General features: G+C 61.0%; 22 protein-coding genes. 9 read left to right on the top strand and 13 right to left on the bottom strand.

The window, feature by feature from the left end; genetic code table 11:
- The first annotated feature begins 143 nt into the window (after positions 1-143).
- The 3 genes from BMZ66_RS23425 to BMZ66_RS23415 all read left to right on the top strand — a co-directional run bounded on the left by BMZ66_RS23425 (position 144) and on the right by BMZ66_RS23415 (position 1,995).
- On the top strand, positions 144-755 hold the full coding sequence (locus tag BMZ66_RS23425; protein ID WP_092678814.1) for a DUF6000 family protein: 612 nt from the start codon (positions 144-146) through the stop codon (positions 753-755).
- Positions 756-1,001: 246 nt separating this feature from the next.
- A complete protein-coding gene (locus BMZ66_RS23420) occupies positions 1,002-1,595 on the top strand; it encodes an SMI1/KNR4 family protein (protein ID WP_092678813.1) in 594 nt (197 codons plus the stop codon).
- A gap of 130 nt (positions 1,596-1,725) precedes the next feature.
- The gene (locus BMZ66_RS23415) at positions 1,726-1,995 is read left to right on the top strand and encodes a hypothetical protein (protein ID WP_214607061.1); all 270 of its coding nucleotides are present in this window, start codon (positions 1,726-1,728) and stop codon (positions 1,993-1,995) included.
- 52 nt (positions 1,996-2,047) lie between these two features.
- On the opposite strand, the gene BMZ66_RS23410 is transcribed toward BMZ66_RS23415, so the two are convergent.
- From BMZ66_RS23410 to BMZ66_RS26315, 4 genes are all read right to left on the bottom strand, one after another.
- A complete protein-coding gene (locus tag BMZ66_RS23410) occupies positions 2,048-2,824 on the bottom strand; it encodes a hypothetical protein (protein ID WP_143080392.1) in 777 nt (258 codons plus the stop codon).
- 123 nt (positions 2,825-2,947) lie between these two features.
- On the bottom strand, positions 2,948-3,109 hold the full coding sequence (locus tag BMZ66_RS25690; RefSeq protein ID WP_177204885.1) for a hypothetical protein: 162 nt from the start codon (positions 3,107-3,109) through the stop codon (positions 2,948-2,950).
- A gap of 123 nt (positions 3,110-3,232) precedes the next feature.
- The gene (locus tag BMZ66_RS23400) at positions 3,233-3,874 is read right to left on the bottom strand and encodes a tetratricopeptide repeat protein (RefSeq protein ID WP_092678809.1); all 642 of its coding nucleotides are present in this window, start codon (positions 3,872-3,874) and stop codon (positions 3,233-3,235) included.
- A 37-nt stretch (positions 3,875-3,911) separates the two neighbouring features.
- The gene (locus tag BMZ66_RS26315) at positions 3,912-4,040 is read right to left on the bottom strand and encodes a hypothetical protein (protein WP_262507619.1); all 129 of its coding nucleotides are present in this window, start codon (positions 4,038-4,040) and stop codon (positions 3,912-3,914) included.
- 353 nt (positions 4,041-4,393) lie between these two features.
- Between BMZ66_RS26315 and BMZ66_RS23395 the strand changes: the two genes are divergently transcribed.
- The 4 genes from BMZ66_RS23395 (at position 4,394) to BMZ66_RS23380 (ending at position 6,942) form a co-directional block, all read left to right on the top strand.
- Complete coding sequence (locus BMZ66_RS23395) at positions 4,394-4,987, top strand: hypothetical protein (RefSeq protein ID WP_092678808.1); 594 nt, start codon at positions 4,394-4,396, stop codon at positions 4,985-4,987.
- 297 nt (positions 4,988-5,284) lie between these two features.
- Positions 5,285-5,881 carry a hypothetical protein gene (locus BMZ66_RS23390; RefSeq protein WP_092678807.1) on the top strand — a complete coding sequence of 199 codons (597 nt, stop codon included), beginning with the start codon at positions 5,285-5,287 and terminating at the stop codon, positions 5,879-5,881.
- Between the two features lie 24 nt (positions 5,882-5,905).
- Positions 5,906-6,370 (top strand): hypothetical protein, encoded by a 465-nt coding sequence (locus BMZ66_RS23385; protein ID WP_143080391.1) that lies wholly within the window; start codon positions 5,906-5,908, stop codon positions 6,368-6,370.
- A 194-nt stretch (positions 6,371-6,564) separates the two neighbouring features.
- Positions 6,565-6,942, top strand: coding sequence for a hypothetical protein (locus BMZ66_RS23380; RefSeq protein WP_143080390.1), 378 nt, complete (start codon positions 6,565-6,567; stop codon positions 6,940-6,942).
- Between the two features lie 451 nt (positions 6,943-7,393).
- Here the strand turns inward: BMZ66_RS23380 and BMZ66_RS23370 are convergent, their stop codons facing one another.
- The gene (locus BMZ66_RS23370; protein WP_092678803.1) at positions 7,394-7,969 is read right to left on the bottom strand and encodes a hypothetical protein; all 576 of its coding nucleotides are present in this window, start codon (positions 7,967-7,969) and stop codon (positions 7,394-7,396) included.
- 102 nt (positions 7,970-8,071) lie between these two features.
- The gene (locus BMZ66_RS23365) at positions 8,072-8,491 is read right to left on the bottom strand and encodes a hypothetical protein (RefSeq protein ID WP_143080389.1); all 420 of its coding nucleotides are present in this window, start codon (positions 8,489-8,491) and stop codon (positions 8,072-8,074) included.
- Positions 8,492-9,256: 765 nt separating this feature from the next.
- On the opposite strand from BMZ66_RS23365, the gene BMZ66_RS23355 reads away from it, so the two are divergent.
- On the top strand, positions 9,257-9,766 hold the full coding sequence (locus tag BMZ66_RS23355; protein ID WP_177204884.1) for a DUF695 domain-containing protein: 510 nt from the start codon (positions 9,257-9,259) through the stop codon (positions 9,764-9,766).
- Between the two features lie 314 nt (positions 9,767-10,080).
- Here BMZ66_RS23355 and BMZ66_RS23350 read toward each other — a convergent pair whose 3' ends face one another.
- A complete protein-coding gene (locus tag BMZ66_RS23350) occupies positions 10,081-10,455 on the bottom strand; it encodes a hypothetical protein (RefSeq protein WP_092678799.1) in 375 nt (124 codons plus the stop codon).
- 138 nt (positions 10,456-10,593) lie between these two features.
- On the opposite strand from BMZ66_RS23350, the gene BMZ66_RS23345 reads away from it, so the two are divergent.
- Positions 10,594-10,893, top strand: a complete 300-nt coding sequence (locus BMZ66_RS23345; RefSeq protein ID WP_092678798.1) for a hypothetical protein — start codon at positions 10,594-10,596, stop codon at positions 10,891-10,893.
- A 193-nt stretch (positions 10,894-11,086) separates the two neighbouring features.
- On the opposite strand, the gene BMZ66_RS26310 is transcribed toward BMZ66_RS23345, so the two are convergent.
- The 6 genes from BMZ66_RS26310 to BMZ66_RS23320 all read right to left on the bottom strand — a co-directional run bounded on the left by BMZ66_RS26310 (position 11,087) and on the right by BMZ66_RS23320 (position 15,473).
- Positions 11,087-11,218, bottom strand: coding sequence for a hypothetical protein (locus BMZ66_RS26310; protein WP_262507618.1), 132 nt, complete (start codon positions 11,216-11,218; stop codon positions 11,087-11,089).
- 342 nt (positions 11,219-11,560) lie between these two features.
- Positions 11,561-13,030 carry an energy transducer TonB gene (locus BMZ66_RS25685; RefSeq protein ID WP_177204883.1) on the bottom strand — a complete coding sequence of 490 codons (1,470 nt, stop codon included), beginning with the start codon at positions 13,028-13,030 and terminating at the stop codon, positions 11,561-11,563.
- A gap of 261 nt (positions 13,031-13,291) precedes the next feature.
- Entirely contained in the window at positions 13,292-13,486 is a 195-nt protein-coding gene (locus BMZ66_RS23335; protein WP_092678796.1) for a hypothetical protein, read from the bottom strand.
- A 60-nt stretch (positions 13,487-13,546) separates the two neighbouring features.
- Entirely contained in the window at positions 13,547-13,894 is a 348-nt protein-coding gene (locus BMZ66_RS23330; protein WP_143080387.1) for a hypothetical protein, read from the bottom strand.
- Between the two features lie 150 nt (positions 13,895-14,044).
- Entirely contained in the window at positions 14,045-14,320 is a 276-nt protein-coding gene (locus BMZ66_RS23325) for a hypothetical protein (protein WP_092678794.1), read from the bottom strand.
- A 10-nt stretch (positions 14,321-14,330) separates the two neighbouring features.
- Positions 14,331-15,473, bottom strand: a complete 1,143-nt coding sequence (locus BMZ66_RS23320; protein WP_092678793.1) for an SAVED domain-containing protein — start codon at positions 15,471-15,473, stop codon at positions 14,331-14,333.
- Positions 15,474-15,483 lie beyond the last annotated feature (10 nt).

Genomic DNA, 15,483 nt, shown 5'->3' with positions numbered 1-15,483 from the left:
TATGACGAAGCCAGAGTGAGCGCATAAAGCCGGGACAGAACGAGGAAGCGTGCCACTAAAGGTAGACTGCATCATTGACGGTTCAGCCAAACGGTGGCAAGGTAAACGCGCCCTGTTCAGTTGAAGGAGGGTATGTTTGGGATATGCTCAATAAGACGTGGGACCAAGAGTTTATAAGCCGGTGGGTAACGCCTCATCACTTGCTGGTGTTAGGCGCCAATTACTTACATGCGCCCACGAACGAACAGGTCTTGTTCAACCGCTGGGTCGCCGCCGCGTTGCCCGCGTTGGAGGAAGGCGTCGTCCAGCGCCTGCTGCACGGGCATTGGCGGGAACAATTGATTGGCAGTTGGCTATGCGGCCTGAAAGGGTGGCACCAGTTTGGGCCCGTCATCGGGGACCTCTTGGTGGCCAGCAAGACGTGCTTTGCCGGGCAAGGCCACTGTTTTGCGCTCGCGTGCTTTGCCACGGAAGCCGGGGCGTCACGGCTGACGCAGTACCTGGAAAAATTCCTCCCCCGCCCGGACTTGGCGTACGACCAAGAATGGGCCCTGCCGGCCCTGCTCTGGCTTGATGAGCAGCGCGGCACGGACCACGCTCGCCCTTTCATGGCATCGGGCGGCTTGTGGGAGCAATACCGTTCCACCCGGGAGCAGCATGCCACCAAACACGCCTATACGGCCAGTACGAGCGGATGCGTCCCGCGTTTCCGGGCCGCCATGAACTATTGCCAAGCGCACTTCACGGCGACGTGAAACCGTTTAGCCACAGCGTCGTGGCGGTTGCAGAACCCTGTGAGTAGTTCAGAAAGCGGGTACGCCAGCTGCCAAGCTTCTGATAAAAGCCCGTTTCAAGGCCCATTTAGCTTGAGTTGTTGCCAAGAGACCGTGCGTAGGCATGTTGCGCTGAGTTCTGCAACAGTCACGGCCGGAAGAGCAAACCGAACGAAAAGGTAGCCGGGGAAATCACCCTATCTTGGCTTGCTATTTTTTAAAAAACCAATGACCCCTGTTGACCTCCGCGTAGTGCATCAGTTTGTAGACGTAGCCCTGGAATCGTTGCGCCAAAACGACCTAATGCATCGGCCGCATCCTGCCATGCCAGTGGAGATGCAAGACGAGACCAGGGCCGCAGAGGACGACTGGATCCCGTGGAAACCGATCCCCAGCACGGTTACCGAGCACGACGTTCAGCAGTTAGAGGAGCAGATGAACCTGCGGTACCCGGACTTGTACAAGGCTTTTTTGCGTTACCAACACTTCTATGAGCTCCGTCCCGAGCAGGAAGTCAACTTCTTTTCCCACGGCGTTTACGAGTGGAAAGACACCCTGCTCAATGCCTACTTCCACTCGTGGGACCCGGCCAAACTCATCAAGCGGGGGTATGTCTGCTTCGCGGATTATTCAGACTGGGGCATTGTCTGTTTTGACACCAACCACCAGCGCCCCGAAGACAACGATTGCCCCATCGTGATGATTGACCACGAACTGCTCTATCACGAGCCGCTTTCAATGGAAATTCTTTCTCCTTCGTTTGCAGACCTGATGCGGGGGTTGCGCGCCGCCCAGGAAAACCCGCGCCAACCGGAAGAATAGCGGTCGCATAACTCCGCTACCAGGTCCAGCGGCGAATGGGCCACGCAACGTTCACGAAAACGGTGGTGCCCTAAACTTGGGCCCGTTCAGTGAAAGGAGCGTAATTTTTGCCTTCCAAAAAGTTCGGATGATGTCTGCGCGGTTCTCCCTCGTTCTAGATGCCAACTCCTACAAGCAGCTGGCCTTACAAGACGATGCCTCAGCCACTTTTCTCCAGCAACAGGCCGAGCTGCCCAACCACCAAAAAAAACTCCATCTCTCGAGACACCAGGCCGAAGCCATGCTAGAAGCCCTGGGGGACCTGTTGTGCACCAAAGACATGACCAACGACGAAATCAATGGCTATGGCTTATGTCTGGAACCCTTAATTGACCTAATCAACGAGCCACTTCGCCGATAAAGAAGAAGTGTCAGGTAGTCCACTTGAACGGTCCAAGTCGCGAAAGGGGGGGTTACTGCCTCGTGAAGCGCCCTTGCCAGCCCAGACCGGGGGCGACGTCGTGGCGCTCTTCCAAGGTCGTGGGGTCGACGCTCCACCGCCCCGCCACCTGCATGACCAGTTCCTCGTCGGGGCTCGTCACGTCGGGGCGCTCCCGGTACGCGGCATCCCGTTGTGCCGCCGCGGAGAGGGTGTTCACTAGCGTGACGGGTTCGGCCGCAGTGCGCGTTCCCGAGGCCACCACCGTCTCGCCCTGGTCTCCTACGTGCGCATAGGCGCGGACCAGCTGGCCGTCCACGGCCTTCATCCACCCGTGGGCTTCGACGACCCGGTGGGAGGAAAAGTACTGGGCTTCGCCAAACGTCCGGCTCAGCGGCAGGAGCAGCGCCTGGGCTGCTTGGACGGCCGCCGGGCGATCGAGGAAGGGCAGGCTGGTTCCGGCCACCAGCGTCCACGCGCCCACGGCCGGCGTGACGAAGACGCTCGGCCCGTACGCCCCCGCGACGCCTTGTTGCCAGGTACACCGCTGGAGCTGGTCCACGGGCAGGGCCTGCAGGAGCGCGGCCGTGTCCGTGGTGCGCACGGCGATCCAGGCCATTTTGTAGCCGAATCCTTCGGGTCCATCCGGGGCCGTCGGCACGTCGGTGGCAGAGGGGGCTGGTGGCCGCACCGCTTGTTCCGGACCGGCTGACGCCGGGCGAACCGGCTGGGAGGGGCCGCGAAACAGCCAGAGGAGTGCCAGGAGGAGAACACTGCCCGCCAGTAACCAGGGCAACGAGGCGCTATTCATGAGCAGAAGGTAGTTGGGGCCGCAAGTAAGGTCCAAACGGCCCACTCGCTTAAAGCTGTGAGCAGTGAAACGGCCAATTAGCGAAATGGGCGACCAGCCGAACGCTTCGTTTTTTGCCAAGCGTTAATTGCGCCACATTCTCTCGTCGCTGGTGACTGCAAGTCCCGATAACCCGAGCACCAGCACCAAAAAGGCAATCGTCCCCAGTATTTGGTATGCCGCCAGCAAAAAGGAATTAACACCCTTGGCGTACTGGTGCACTTTCAGGCACAACACGATGGTCATGATATTCACCAAGACAAACGAAGACCAGAACCTGTCATTACCTGATTCCCTCAAACTACGCATCAGACAAGCATCCTTAACCAGTAAAGAAACAGGGTACTGAGTTGAAGGAGTTTTTTATGGCTAACGATTCTTCGTCAGTGAATCAAGTTCCTGTTGTAGGGCCACGGCTGGCGCGTAGGCGGGGTACTGCCGCAGGGTCTGCTGCAGGTAGAAGCGGGCCGAATCGGGGCGCTGGCTCCGCAGATACGCCTCCGCCAGCGCGGCCAGTGCGGGCGCGGAGGCTTCGCCGCGTTGGCATTCGCGCAACAAGTATTGGCTCGCTTCGCCAGGCCGGTCCAGTGCCAGCAAGCAGACCCCCAGGTTGAAATTAATTGCTTTGGTGTTCGGCTTCCCCAGCGCGGTCAGGTAAAAGCTGTCGAAGGCCTTGGGGTAGCGCTCGAGTCGGTAGTAAGCGTGGCCCAGGTGTTCCAGGGCGCGGTACACGAGGGCGGTGTCGTGGCCCGTCTCCTGGACAAGCAGGGCCCGGTAGGCGGTCACCGCAGCGGGAAGGCTGTCGCGTTCGTTCAGTTCGTAGAGGGAACGGCCTTTGTAGAACAGGGCTTCGGACACGCGCTCGTGCTGCTTGAGGCACGCGGAAAACACCCGGTTGGCCTCCTGATACCGGCCCTGCTCGTAGGCGGCCACCCCCCGGTCAAATTCCTCGGCAGGGGAGCAGGAGCCGCACAACAGCAACAGCCCCGCGGACCAGAGTAAGCGCTTCATGTTGCAAAGTTCACAAAAAAGGAGGTGTGCCCGCACGTCAGTAGCTCAGGTAAACGCCCGCGAGCAGCGTTACCAGCACGAGCGCGACCAAAACGCCCGTGACGAAGCGCCCGGTGTTGGTGGCGAGGGCGTCGGCCAGCACGTCGTAGAGGCGGGGGTTAAGCATCCGGGACGCAAGGTAGCAAGGGTCTTGGGTAGCCAGCGTCGATGGCAGCCCGGCTCGTGTGCCTTTTGTCCAGGAGGCCCAGCGCAAGTGCTGATGGGTGCCCGCGGACCGACCTGCAAGGCTGTGGAAAGCACTACGCGTATGCCGGCCATTGCCTGCGGGGCACGATGAGGACGAAAACTGTCCCCCATATCCAGTAGGGGGGAGGGTGGGCATTACCGTCTACCGAAAGAGTCCAAATTACAAAAGGAGCGGTACCTTTCCCCTCCCAGCCCGGGATTTTGCGGATCGCTTCTTTGCCAGCCAAAGCGCCCCGCCGGGGTGCTGAGTCGTTCCATCCTCTCCCGTGTTCCATGTCGCGCAAACGCATTCGGGGGCGGCGACGGCACCTGCGCCGTCACCAGCTCGCCGCCGCTCAACCCGCCGCCCTCGACCGCGAACGCGTGGCCTGCTACGGAGTGGACTACGCCAAAATCGGGATTGCGCCCTGGCATAACGATCAGCGGCCCCCGCGGGCGATTCGCTGCTTGTGGGTCACGCGCCTGGTCACCGATTTTCACCGGTGGCGGGCCGCGTTGGGCCCCGAGCACCCGGCGTTTTACTTGGCCGTGTGGCTGTTTGAGCCCCACTTTGGCGAGTCCCAACTGGTCGCCGCGGTGGCCGACCGCCACGCCCACTACGCGGGGCTGTTTGGCGACGCCGGGGCGTTTCGGGCGCTGCCGGCCCGGAACCTGCCCCCCGAGTACCGGGACGTGCCGGGCATCCGCGGGTTAACGTGGCGCCGGCACGCGGACGTCGCGGCCTTTTCACCCGAGGACTTCGCGGCCCAGGGCGCCGAGACCAAACGCCGGCCGCACTGGGAGGCAACCACTGGGGACGGCGCGCCCTACATCGCCGTGCAGGTCGGTTGGGTGTGGGTGGGGCAGCTCCAGGCGGAAGAGGCGTAGCCGCTTTTCGGTAATTGTGCCCGGTTTAGTGGAGCGGTCGTGGCTGTTGCAGAACTTGCCACGAGGCCCCATAAATTGGTTTGTCGCGTTTGCAACGGTTCAACAACGGCGTATTCTGCGCCTTCGACGGCTTCGCCTCCCTTTTCGGCAGCTTTTCAGGTCTTCGGTGGAGTTCTGCAACAGCCACGGTCCGAAAGTAAACGCGCTCCGTTCAGATTGAGGAGGGTGACCTTCTGGTTCGTTCCTCTATCAACGGAAGCCTTTCGCACCCTTTGCGAACCCCCTTTCCTGCTGCGCATGATTCGTTTGGTAAGCCTGCTCCCCCCTCAACTCGGACGGTGGGTCCTGCTGGCCGGCTTGGGCGCCAGCCTCGCCGGCTGCCCCCTGCCCCCGCCCCGGCACCTGAGCTGGGAGGTGTGCAATCGGACGGCCGACACGCTGCGGGTCACCACGCGCTACGCTCTGGACTCGACGGTGCTCACCCCGGACGAGGCGCAACAATTCGAGCCGGATCCGTGGTTTGGGCCCTTGCACCGGCTGGTGCGCCACGGCACGACGTGGTACTTGGTCCACGACCAAGCGTACACGGGCATTGTGGTCGCCGTGGACTATCCCACGAAGGATACCGTGCAATTGGCCCGGGTCGTTGCCGTGCGGGGCCGCGTCACGTACGCCCTCGCCCCGGGGCAAACGCAGCAGCTGGCCCATTCCGGCTACGCCAGCCGCGACTGGGCCGCAGAGCGCCGGCGCCCGCTCCCATTTGCCGAGCTGCTGGTGCAGCAGGGCCGGTTCCGGCGGCGGCTGTCGGCCTCTGACTTCCGCCCGCAGACCGACGACCCCGAAGTATACCGCGTCCGCGCCACCGTTGGCCCGGGCCGGCCCCCCGCCCCCTGAGAGGTGTCCTGGCCACCAACGGGGTTGCGTTTCCAAAGGAGGCGGTTCCCGCAAAAGTGGAATTACCTGGCTCGCTACGTACTGAAACAGACGCTGGAATTTGGCGGAAAAACCTACTTTCGTTTTATGCCGATACTGGTTAACACGGAGCGGAGCACGCGGGCCCTGGTACTGGGGGCACTCCTTGCCTTCGCAGTGGTGAGCGTGATAACTGTAACCCATCCTCCCGACGTGATGTGGGATAAAGCAAACGGGCATCGGACGATGATGGGGCGAAGCGGCAATACGACCCTGCTGCAGCTGCTGCTAAAAATCGGTGCGGAGGCGGCAAAGGTCCTTTTCCTGCCGGTGGTGGGCTATGTCTGCGCGGCGTTAGCTTCCCACGTCAGCAAAGGCCCCTTGCGGGTGGCGGGGCTGTTGTGGGCATTGTGGGTGGCGTCTATCCTGGGGTGGGTGGTGTTCGGAGACTGGTCCGCTATGGGGGATTAAACGGCTGACTTTAAGCAGGTATTCGCCACAAACCTAAACTCTTTCCTTAGTCAAAAGAGCCAGTTGTTCCGCAATTAGGAAGTGCCAACTATTCTAATAGTTCGTTCACGAAAACGGTCCGAAGGTAAACGCGCTCTGTTCAAAGTAAGGAGGGGTTCTCCTCCTTATACCGGCTTGACCTTAAAATAGTAACCATGTCCAATCCCTACTATTATCTTCATTACGTAGCCAAGCGGTTTTTCAGAAAATTGAACCGGTTTACGTATGCTGATTTTTCCGACGAGAACGCGACCGTGTTGTTGTCGTTTGTGGGGATTTGTGCCCTGCACCTGCTGGTCCTCCAGCCCTTCTTCGCCGATTCCCGCCCGTGCGGCCTGTGCAACCCCGACGGCCGGGCCGTTGCCCTTGGGACGACGCTGATAGCCGTGCTGGGCTTCAATTTCTTGCTGTTTCACGCTAAGAGCAAGGCCATTGAGCAGCACTACAAAACCAGCCGTTCTTTCTTCCTACTACCGGGTGCGCTCTTTTACCTATTTGCGTTGGCTTTTATCCTTTATCGGATAGCCGCCTAAAACATGCCCTCGGCTAGGTGTTCACGAAAACGGTCCCACCGTGAACGCGCGCTGTTCAGTTGAAGGAGCAATCTGGTGTTACCTAGAGCCAGGCTATGGACTTTGTGTCGCTAAGAGAAACCCGGCCGTTATGACCGCCGTGAGGACTAACAACATCCAGCCCGCTTTCCGGTCCTCGACGAATTCGCTTCGCAGCAGCCGGCGGGCTCGCCGGACTATCCAGACAACGAGCAGCAAGAGCGGTGGGCCGAGAAACACCCGGGCCATGGTTTGGCCTATCCCGCGCCACTGGGGGTCCAACAAGAGGGTAATCACCATCGCTCAAAAGTACAGCAACGTGCGACCTCACGGTAAGCAGGGTGGTTTCAAAGTGAAATACCAGCTGCCGTAGGCACCAGGGTTTAGCGCAAGGGCCCGAAGGTAAACGCGGCCAGTCAGTCGAAGGAGGGCATTACACCGTCAGGTCGTGCCAAAAGGGATAGGCCGCTTCCCCGAACTCCCGACGGGCCAGTTCTCGAAACTCGGTCACCGCTTGCGTTCTCTTCGCCCAATAGGCCGTGCCCATGCCCTGCAGAAAGTGTTGAAAGGAAACCGCCACGGGCAGCATATCGGCGAGCGGCAACTCGTCCGTAAGCGCCGTCACGTGGCCGGTCGGCACGTGCAGGAAGAACGCGAAGGGGTCCCCGTTGGCGAGCAGAATGAAGCCTTGGCGGTGGACGGCCTGCAGGAAGGATTCAAACCCGAAGGCCGTCGCGTCGTTTTTCTCGAGCAGCCACGCCAACGAGCCGGTGCGCGCCCCCCCGAATTGGGCGTTGTTGATCGAAAAGCAGCTGAAGTCGTGGGTTCGGAGCAGGTCCGTGAAACTGCGGGGGAACGGACCGAGGTTGAGCAAGCGCTCGACCTGCGGCACTTCCGTGGCGGGCAGCTCCGCCGCACGAAGCAATAAGTCGTCCACCAGCGCGGGCTCAACGCCGGCAAATTCCTTTTTTAGGTACTGTCCGTAGTCCGCGAGGGAGAGAAGCGTCATGGCAGGATGCGTAGGCAAGTCTCGATTAAAGAAAGGGTGTTCACGGAAAGGGTGGGTGCTACCGGTGGACGCCCTCGCTGAAAAGAAGATGCGTCCGCAGCACTAGTGTCGGAACCGGCGTTGCAGCAGCGGGAGGGGCTCCTCCAGGGGCAGGGCGACGGGGGTGGGAAACGGCGGGCGTCGTCGCACCTTGTGGAGGCCCGCGTCGCGTTCGGCTCGTTTTCGTCGGCGGTAGCGGAGCAGCTGGATGGCCAGCAGCATCACGGGCGAGAGCAGCACCAAGGCCAGCACCAACCCAAACAGCAGGAAGCCCAAGAAAACCAGGAGGTGGACCAGCAGGTACAGCAGGTAGGGCGCCAGGCCCGCGAGCCCGACCAGTATCCCGCCCGCCGGGGGCTGGCTCACGTCGGGCGCGGCGGGTGGCGGGCGCAGCCCCTGGGCGTACGCCGCCGAGCCAAGAACCGCCGCACACACGAGCAAGGCGGCTGGGGTGGTACGGCGGTAGAAGACGGAGTATGGCACGAAGGGCAGCTAATTCGGTCGGTGGAGCCCACCAATGGGGCCTGATTCTACGCTCGCTAAGAGGTGTAAAGATAACGTTGGTGACCGCGGGCAGCACCTTCTTTGTCGGCCTAGAAAGCATCCCCGACGAACTCATAACCAGTGTTTGAGGACGTGCCCAGCAGTTTAGGTTTGGCTTATTTCAACGGTGGTGGCTGTTGCAGCACCCCGATTTGATTCGGCAGACAGGCGGTTCAAAGGATAAAGGGGGCTCGCAATGCGCTAAAACAGGCTTTTGCACCTTTATCAGGTCGGACACAGGCCGATTTTGAGCTGTCTGCGGACTGCTGCAACAGCCACGGTGGTGCACTGAAGGCGCTCCATTCAATTGAAGGAGCATTACTCTACTCGTTCAATGGTGGTCGTTTGGTGGCACTTGTAACACCACCAATAGACCTGCGCTGAGTCAGTCAGCTTTGATTCTTCTCCTAGGTGGCAGTATTGGCAAGGCCGCGCCTCGCGTTCGTTGTATTCCACGGCCTCGTACTGACACTGTCCGCACCCCCAAAGGGTCACTTCGTGGCCCGCATCGTCTTCCGACATGCCCCAAGTAAACGCTTCGACTTGACAGTTTGGGCAGAATTGAAGAGCCACAGCGCTTGGAGAAAAGTGTTAAACCGAAAGTTCAGCAAAAGGGTCCGAATAGAAAGACGAGGCTAAACGCTGACGACTGCTTTTGAAAGTATCTTTATGATTGCATTTTTATTTAATCAATCATCCCGCGTAATGAAGCTTATCTACCTGCTACTACTCCCTTTGCTGGTCGTGGCAAATTCACCCTGTTCGGCGCAGTCCGGCAACCTTCCCGCTGAGAACTGGTGCATTCAGAAAGCAACCGACCAAGCGGGTGGCCTCGTGTTCATCACGGCCAATAGGGGGTATCAAGACTATGCGCACAAGGCTGAATTCCCGTGGTGCCTCGCGGTCAACATCACCACCCGCAATAAAAACCCGAATGGCCACCCGACGCCGCCAGAAGCCACCGTCTTGAATGAGACGGAAGACGGGATCACGGCGGCGCTCCAGCAAGTGGGCCTCGCGCATTTGGTCGGGCGAACGACCGTCAACGGGTACCGGGAGCTCTATTATTATGTGGCGGACCCCGAAAAAGTCAATGCCGCCTTGACTCGTTTAACCAAGAAAAAGCAGCCCCGGCCGTGGGAATACCACATGGCAGAGGATCAAACGTGGCAACGGGTGGCGCCCTTTTTCGCGGGGACACCGGCGTGTTTGTAGGTCCGTCGCTCCTTTCCGGGCGCGTGGCCACGGTCCAGGCCATGCCGCGGCATGCCGGGAAATCCTACCTGGCAGGAGCGGCGCTTCCGGCGCGCAAGCGCACCCCTGGGTGATTCCGTTGGCTCAGTTATTTGTGCATTAGGAGCCGCAGGCGCCGTATACTTTGCCCAACACCCGTTCTGATTGGCGGGGTTCTTTGTTGCGGCAGGGTTGCTCCGCAGCGTTGCGCCGGAACACTTCAAAGGGCCCCTGCGCGGAAAAGGAGGAATTGCTAACCAAACGGTCTTATTGGAACGCGTAAAGAGGTCCTGGCCCTATAGGGGCCTGCCGTTAAATGCGGCGATGAGTTCCGCTGCATCTGCCGACGTCAATTCGTCGCCCGTCGCGGGTCGCTTTTGAACGTCGAGCCGGGGGTCGTAAAAGGCCGTGGCCAGGGCCCACTTCGCTTCGAACACCAGGGGGAGCACGCGGTCTTCCTCGTACTCCAACTCCAGTTGCAGGGACGATTCGCCCAGGTGGCAGGTGCCCCGTTCATGTGGTACCGTGGGGTGGGGCTCGCTGTACAAGAGAATGTTGCCGTAGTCGTCGACTTGGCGAAGCAGCGCCCCCGACGAGACGTCGAACTCCAGGTATTGCACCCCCACGCCCCACAGCGCGTCCTCGATGCTGTATTTACTGTAATGCTTCATGCCGGTGGCAGGATACGGGTTGCGTGGTACGAATAAAGAAAGAAATGACGCTTTTTTAGCTGCTCATCCTTGTTTAACCAAACGGTCCGAATAGCAAAAGGCGCCTATTATTGACATCCCTTTTGCTTAATCCTCCCCGTGGTCCTTCACATCCAACCGCACGAGCTAGCCCCGCTGTACCTCCAAGCCCGGGAAGGGTACGACGCGTGCATCAATCACCCGGAGAACGGCCATTTGCACGCGCAAGCCCCGGTTCCTTTGTCGGAAATTAGCGTTCGGCATGGGGAAGTAAAAGCGGTGTTTTCCCCCGCGACCCCGGGCACGTATCAACTGGAAGTGCAGTTGTGGCTCTACGTGCAGGAGGCATACTTCGGGCAATACGTTTACCTCATGAATGCTGCTGAAGAGGTGCTGGAGGACAAGTTAGTGTTTTACTAAATCGGTCCGAAATCAAAACGAGCCTATAACTGAAGTCGTCCTTTCTCAAGTAAGAAGTACCGCAGGTGCTCGGCTTGCGCCCGGTCTCGTTGGCGGTTTTGCCGACTTGAACGGTCTCGCTGGTAGGATTGCCGTCTCGTTAAGGCAGGAGTTGGGGGATAGGCGCCATTGGCCGGCCGCACCGAGCTAATGCCTAGCCCCCCACCACATACCGCACCAAGTAGAACGAATCTTCTTGGGGCAGAAACAGGCAATAGTTCTTGACGTTCGTGCGGTCCAGGAAATACCCCCGGTTGAGCACGCTGGCGATGCCGGCCGAATCCACCGCGCGCAGGGGCCGCTCCGTTTGGGCGTAGACGAGGGCGGCCCTCGCGTCGGCGTTGGCGGTTACCCGGCCCGTGCGCAGGGCCGTTTCCAGCGCGGCTTCGATGCGGGCTTGGTTGACTTTCAGGCGGAGAAAGCCTTAGGTTCGAATTTGCCCTAACCGAGGAAGGGCAAGGCCAAGAAAAGGGCCAGGAGGGCACCGAACTTGCTCATAAAGGAGGAAGGGTAGCGGGGTACAGTCCTGGGATTTATAGAAAGCCGGGGCAGTACGTTCGTTTACGCAAAGGGTCGTGCCCTATCCGCTCCCCGTTTAGTTGAAGGCGCGAAGTCGGCCGCGTCCCGGTTAAGGCTGCCCGACTTTCACGGGCAGGAGGAGCGAGACGGCCACGGGGCGCCCGTTCTGAACGCCGGGCCGAAACAGGGGCAGCTGGGCCACCGCCGCCAGCACGGCCGCGTCGGCCGCGGACGTGAGCCCCCGGAAGATGGTGGCGTCCCGGATGGCGCCGGCGGGCCGCACGGTGAACCGGACGACGACCACGCCCGCCGGGGTGCCGGGCGGCAGCACCAGCCGCTGCTGCACGGCGGCCGCCAGGGGGCCCAGGATGGCGCTGGGGGACCGGTCCGTGCCCATGCCGGGCAGCTCCGGCATCTTCTCCACGTACGTGTACACGCGCTCCTCGGCGTCGGGCAGCGGGGGCGGCAGCGGGGCCTCCCGGGCCACGGGCAGCACCCGGGCGGTGCCGGCCAGGGTGCTCACCACGCCCTCCGGCGTGATGCGGCGGATGGTCTGGCTCCAGGCGTCGGCCACGTACACCGTGCCGTCCGGCGCCACCGCCACGCCCGCGGGCTCCTCGAAGCGGGCTGCCGGGCCCAGGCCGTCGGCGGACCCCCGGGCATCTTCTTGGCCGGCCAAGGTGCGCACCTCCCCCGCGGGCGAGACTTGGCGGATGTAGTACCCGCCCACCACGTAGAGCGTGCCGTTCGGGCCCACCGCGATGCCCCGCGGGACGCCCACCCCGGCCGCGGCCACGCGGCCCGCGGGTACATAGCCGGCGTCCAACGCGCCGGCGCCCACCTCGCCGGCGAGGATGCTCAGCCGGCCCGCGCGGGTCAGCTGCCGGACCACGCCACTAACGTCGTCGGCCAGGAACAGGGTCCCGTCCGGGCCCACGGCCACGCCGTGAAAGTTGTAGTGGGTGGCCGCGTACTGCACCTGTTCCGGGTCGAGGCCGCGCGTCTCCATGCGGGGCCGCAGGGTGGTGACGGCGCGGGTGCGCAGGTTGATTTGGCGGATGTAGTACCCGCCCACCACGTAGAGCGTGCCGTTCGGGCCCACGGCAATGCCCGTGGACACGGCGAAGCGGGCCGCCGGGCCCGTGCCGTTGACCAGGCCTTCCTTTCGGGCCGTGCCGGCCAGCGTGGAGACGACGCCCGCCGGGCTGATGGCGCGGATGGTGTGGTTGCCGTTGTCGGCCACGTAGAGCGTGCCGTCCGGCGCCAGGGCCAGGGCGGTGGGGCTCCGAAAGCGGGCCAGCGGGCCGGGGCCGTCGTCATCGCCCGACTGGTAGGTACTGCCGGCCAGGGTGCTTACCAGGCCCGCGGGGGTGATTTTGCGGATGGTCTCCTGGCCGGGGTCGACTACGTACACGGTGCCGTCCGGCGCCACCGCCACGCCCGTGGGCTCTTCGAAGCGGGCCGCCGGGCCCAGGCCGTCGGGGCTGCTGCGCAGCGCTTGCCCCCGGGCGGTACGCGTCCCGGCAACCAGCCCGGCCAGGGCGACGCACAAGAGGAAGGGCAACCGGGACGTGCGCATGAAACGGAGAAAGTAGTACGGGAACGAAGGTAAGCCGCACCGGGGCGACGCAGGGCCCCGGCTAGCCAGTGCCCGGTCCCGTGCCGCCCCACGACGGGTACCCGCCGCCCTTGCGGTTCCGCAGCACGCCACCCCGCGGAAACCCGCAATTCCGAAATGTTTACACGGTTCCGAAATGTTTACACGGTTCAAATAAACGGTCATTTCCTCTCGCCTCTTTCCGAGCCTTGTTCCCCGCTTCGTGCCTGCCGGGTCCCGCGCCTAGCGCGGCCGAGGCAGCGTGCGTTCCCGCTCCAGCCGCGCATTTTCTGCGTTCAGGTCCGCCTGCCACCGCCGCCCCTCGCGGATCCCGAGGAACACGGCCGAGAGCAGGCCCAGCAGCAACACCCACTGCACAACGCGTTCGACCCACGCGGGGGCGTGGTCCAGCAAGGAAAAGGGGTCGAACCGGGCCATGCGTGCTCGTGGGGGGACAGCCCCCGTGACCGCCCGGGGGGGCGCAAAGGTAGCCCGCCCTCACCCGCCGAGCCCGTCCGGCAGGGTAACGCCCGCCGCGTACGGGGCCAGCCCGGCCGGGTCGCGGAAGGCGTGCAGGCCCACGAGCGCGTTGGCGGCCGGGTCGTAAACCACCTCCACGAAAAACGTGAACAGGTGGTAGAGGTTCACCGCGCGCGCTGCTTCGTGGCGCCGGGCCAGGAAGGTGCCGGCGTTGAGCGCGGCCACGAGCTGGCGCTCGTAGGGCAAGGCCCGGTAGTCGTCGAGGGTCATCACCGGCGCAAGGTACCCCCGGCGGGGCACCCGGGTTGGATCAGCCGGCCGGACCGTGAACGGGGCGGCTCCCAGGCGCGGGCACCAAGAGCTCACACAGCCGGGGGTATAACGTTTATTAAACGTGCTTTGGCAAATATTAACACGAGTAGAACCGGCCCGGCCGAATAAGTTATGATAATGGTTACTTATTATGCCAATCATCTCTTGGGAAACTGGCAAAATTTGGGTTCCATACCTGTCACTCTAACTTCCGAATTGGCGCTCTGTCCCGAAAACAATTTCTGTTTGCTCCACCGGGTGCGGCTCCACATGGATGGCTAAGAAGGCTTCCCATGAATTGTAGATGACTAGACTGCTGAAGCCGGGCTTATCGGTGCGCAAATCCGACCGCCAACACACCACCACCTGCCCCGTGTGAAAGATGGTGCCGTCTAATACACGGCCCGTGCCACTGATACCAGTTTCATCTGCATGACGAATAAGCGTAAATAATCGAGGATTGTCAGATTCTATAGTCATAAGAAAACGCTTATTCTATGGTCATTACCTGCCGAAAAACGTCATTTGGCGCATTTCGGTTGTAGAGGTGCATCGTAGGGTCAATTTTGGGTAGTAAGGCGCGTCCGATTTCAACAGCAACAGAATTCGGTACAGCCGGAAACACATGCACTTCGCATTTTTCGCCATGGGTGGTCCGAATTCTCGTTAACAAGGCCCGCCATTCCTGAGTGAAGAGCTCAAGCTGCTCTTGCGCACGCAAGAAACTCACACTCGGTTCCGCAATTGTCAATAGGTACGTCGGAAGCGATTTACCTAGTGCTGCGGCTATCTCCGCTTCGTGAATGTGGCCACTTAACGATATGTTAATAGCGACGACGCATTCAGATTCGGCTGCTTCCGGGAATACTGTCGTGTAATTAAATCCTTCGTTTTTAAACTCCTGCCACTTCCATGATGCCGGGTTGCGGTGGCGCTGGTATACGTCTGCGGCGGTGATGTTGCTAAGCTGCTGGCCCAAAAAAATTAACACCGGGATAGGCGCTATGGCAAAAATGGAAAGATGATTGATTGGGCGCCCGGTGGGGTCTTCTCCGCGCGCCAATTGCTCCAAGCCTCGCTCAATGGAAAGTTTGGCAAGGTTCCAGAAAGGCGAGTCTTTCTCGGTAATTGGCACATCGTTGAGTTTGATATGAATGCCTCGGTCCGTAGCAGGGTATCGCTGTGGGAATACAGCCTCCTGAGCTTCTTCATCGTTAAGTACACCGTCTGCTCGACGGTGCCCCACCCGAGTACCCATCAAAATAATGAGCGTCCGCTTTGAGGTGTGGACACTCGTTTGACGCTCAATGCGCTCCTCGTGCTCTTGCTTATACTGCTGTAGTAGCTCTACCGTATGCTCTAATACTGGCGTCTTGTCAATAAGACGATGGTGCATATCACAGAGTAACATGATGTTGCTCGCATCCGCTTTTAACTGGTCGGATAGAACAGCATCTCCCCGCGGGCCGTCGGCACTATCCGCAACGATATGCGCCAGATAGGCTCGATTCATTTTCTTAAGGGTTAAGGTGTCCTTCCACAGAGGTTCATTGCATCCGGGGTACTGGCAACGGCCACCCGCGTGCAGCCAGACATTGAATCGAACCTTCTCAGGGATAGAGGTAAACGACATAGGAAGGGGT

It is taken from the genome of Hymenobacter arizonensis (assembly GCF_900115775.1).
Classification (GTDB): Bacteria; Bacteroidota; Bacteroidia; order Cytophagales; family Hymenobacteraceae; genus Hymenobacter; species Hymenobacter arizonensis.
Note: the sequence above shows the minus strand (reverse complement) of the source record. Positions and strands in the feature narration are given on the sequence as shown.

Bases quoted from the DNA above. Each gene is read 5' to 3' on its own strand.
- BMZ66_RS23410 (WP_143080392.1), bottom strand. From the start codon at position 2,824: ATGAATAGCGCCTCGTTGCCCTGGTTACTGGCGGGCAGTGTTCTCCTC.
- BMZ66_RS26315 (WP_262507619.1), bottom strand. From the start codon at position 4,040: ATGCTTAACCCCCGCCTCTACGACGTGCTGGCCGACGCCCTCGCCACC.
- BMZ66_RS23320 (WP_092678793.1), bottom strand. From the start codon at position 15,473: ATGTCGTTTACCTCTATCCCTGAGAAGGTTCGATTCAATGTCTGGCTG.
- BMZ66_RS23420 (WP_092678813.1), top strand. From the start codon at position 1,002: ATGACCCCTGTTGACCTCCGCGTAGTGCATCAGTTTGTAGACGTAGCC.
- BMZ66_RS25685 (WP_177204883.1), bottom strand. From the start codon at position 13,030: ATGCGCACGTCCCGGTTGCCCTTCCTCTTGTGCGTCGCCCTGGCCGGG.
- BMZ66_RS23370 (WP_092678803.1), bottom strand. From the start codon at position 7,969: ATGACGCTTCTCTCCCTCGCGGACTACGGACAGTACCTAAAAAAGGAA.
- BMZ66_RS23335 (WP_092678796.1), bottom strand. From the start codon at position 13,486: ATGGCCCGGTTCGACCCCTTTTCCTTGCTGGACCACGCCCCCGCGTGG.
- BMZ66_RS23350 (WP_092678799.1), bottom strand. From the start codon at position 10,455: ATGAAGCATTACAGTAAATACAGCATCGAGGACGCGCTGTGGGGCGTG.
- BMZ66_RS23355 (WP_177204884.1), top strand. From the start codon at position 9,257: ATGAAGCTTATCTACCTGCTACTACTCCCTTTGCTGGTCGTGGCAAAT.
- BMZ66_RS23390 (WP_092678807.1), top strand. From the start codon at position 5,285: ATGATTCGTTTGGTAAGCCTGCTCCCCCCTCAACTCGGACGGTGGGTC.
- BMZ66_RS23425 (WP_092678814.1), top strand. From the start codon at position 144: ATGCTCAATAAGACGTGGGACCAAGAGTTTATAAGCCGGTGGGTAACG.
- BMZ66_RS23380 (WP_143080390.1), top strand. From the start codon at position 6,565: ATGTCCAATCCCTACTATTATCTTCATTACGTAGCCAAGCGGTTTTTC.
- BMZ66_RS25690 (WP_177204885.1), bottom strand. From the start codon at position 3,109: ATGACCATCGTGTTGTGCCTGAAAGTGCACCAGTACGCCAAGGGTGTT.
- BMZ66_RS23400 (WP_092678809.1), bottom strand. From the start codon at position 3,874: ATGAAGCGCTTACTCTGGTCCGCGGGGCTGTTGCTGTTGTGCGGCTCC.
- BMZ66_RS23395 (WP_092678808.1), top strand. From the start codon at position 4,394: ATGTCGCGCAAACGCATTCGGGGGCGGCGACGGCACCTGCGCCGTCAC.
- BMZ66_RS23415 (WP_214607061.1), top strand. From the start codon at position 1,726: ATGTCTGCGCGGTTCTCCCTCGTTCTAGATGCCAACTCCTACAAGCAG.
- BMZ66_RS23325 (WP_092678794.1), bottom strand. From the start codon at position 14,320: ATGACTATAGAATCTGACAATCCTCGATTATTTACGCTTATTCGTCAT.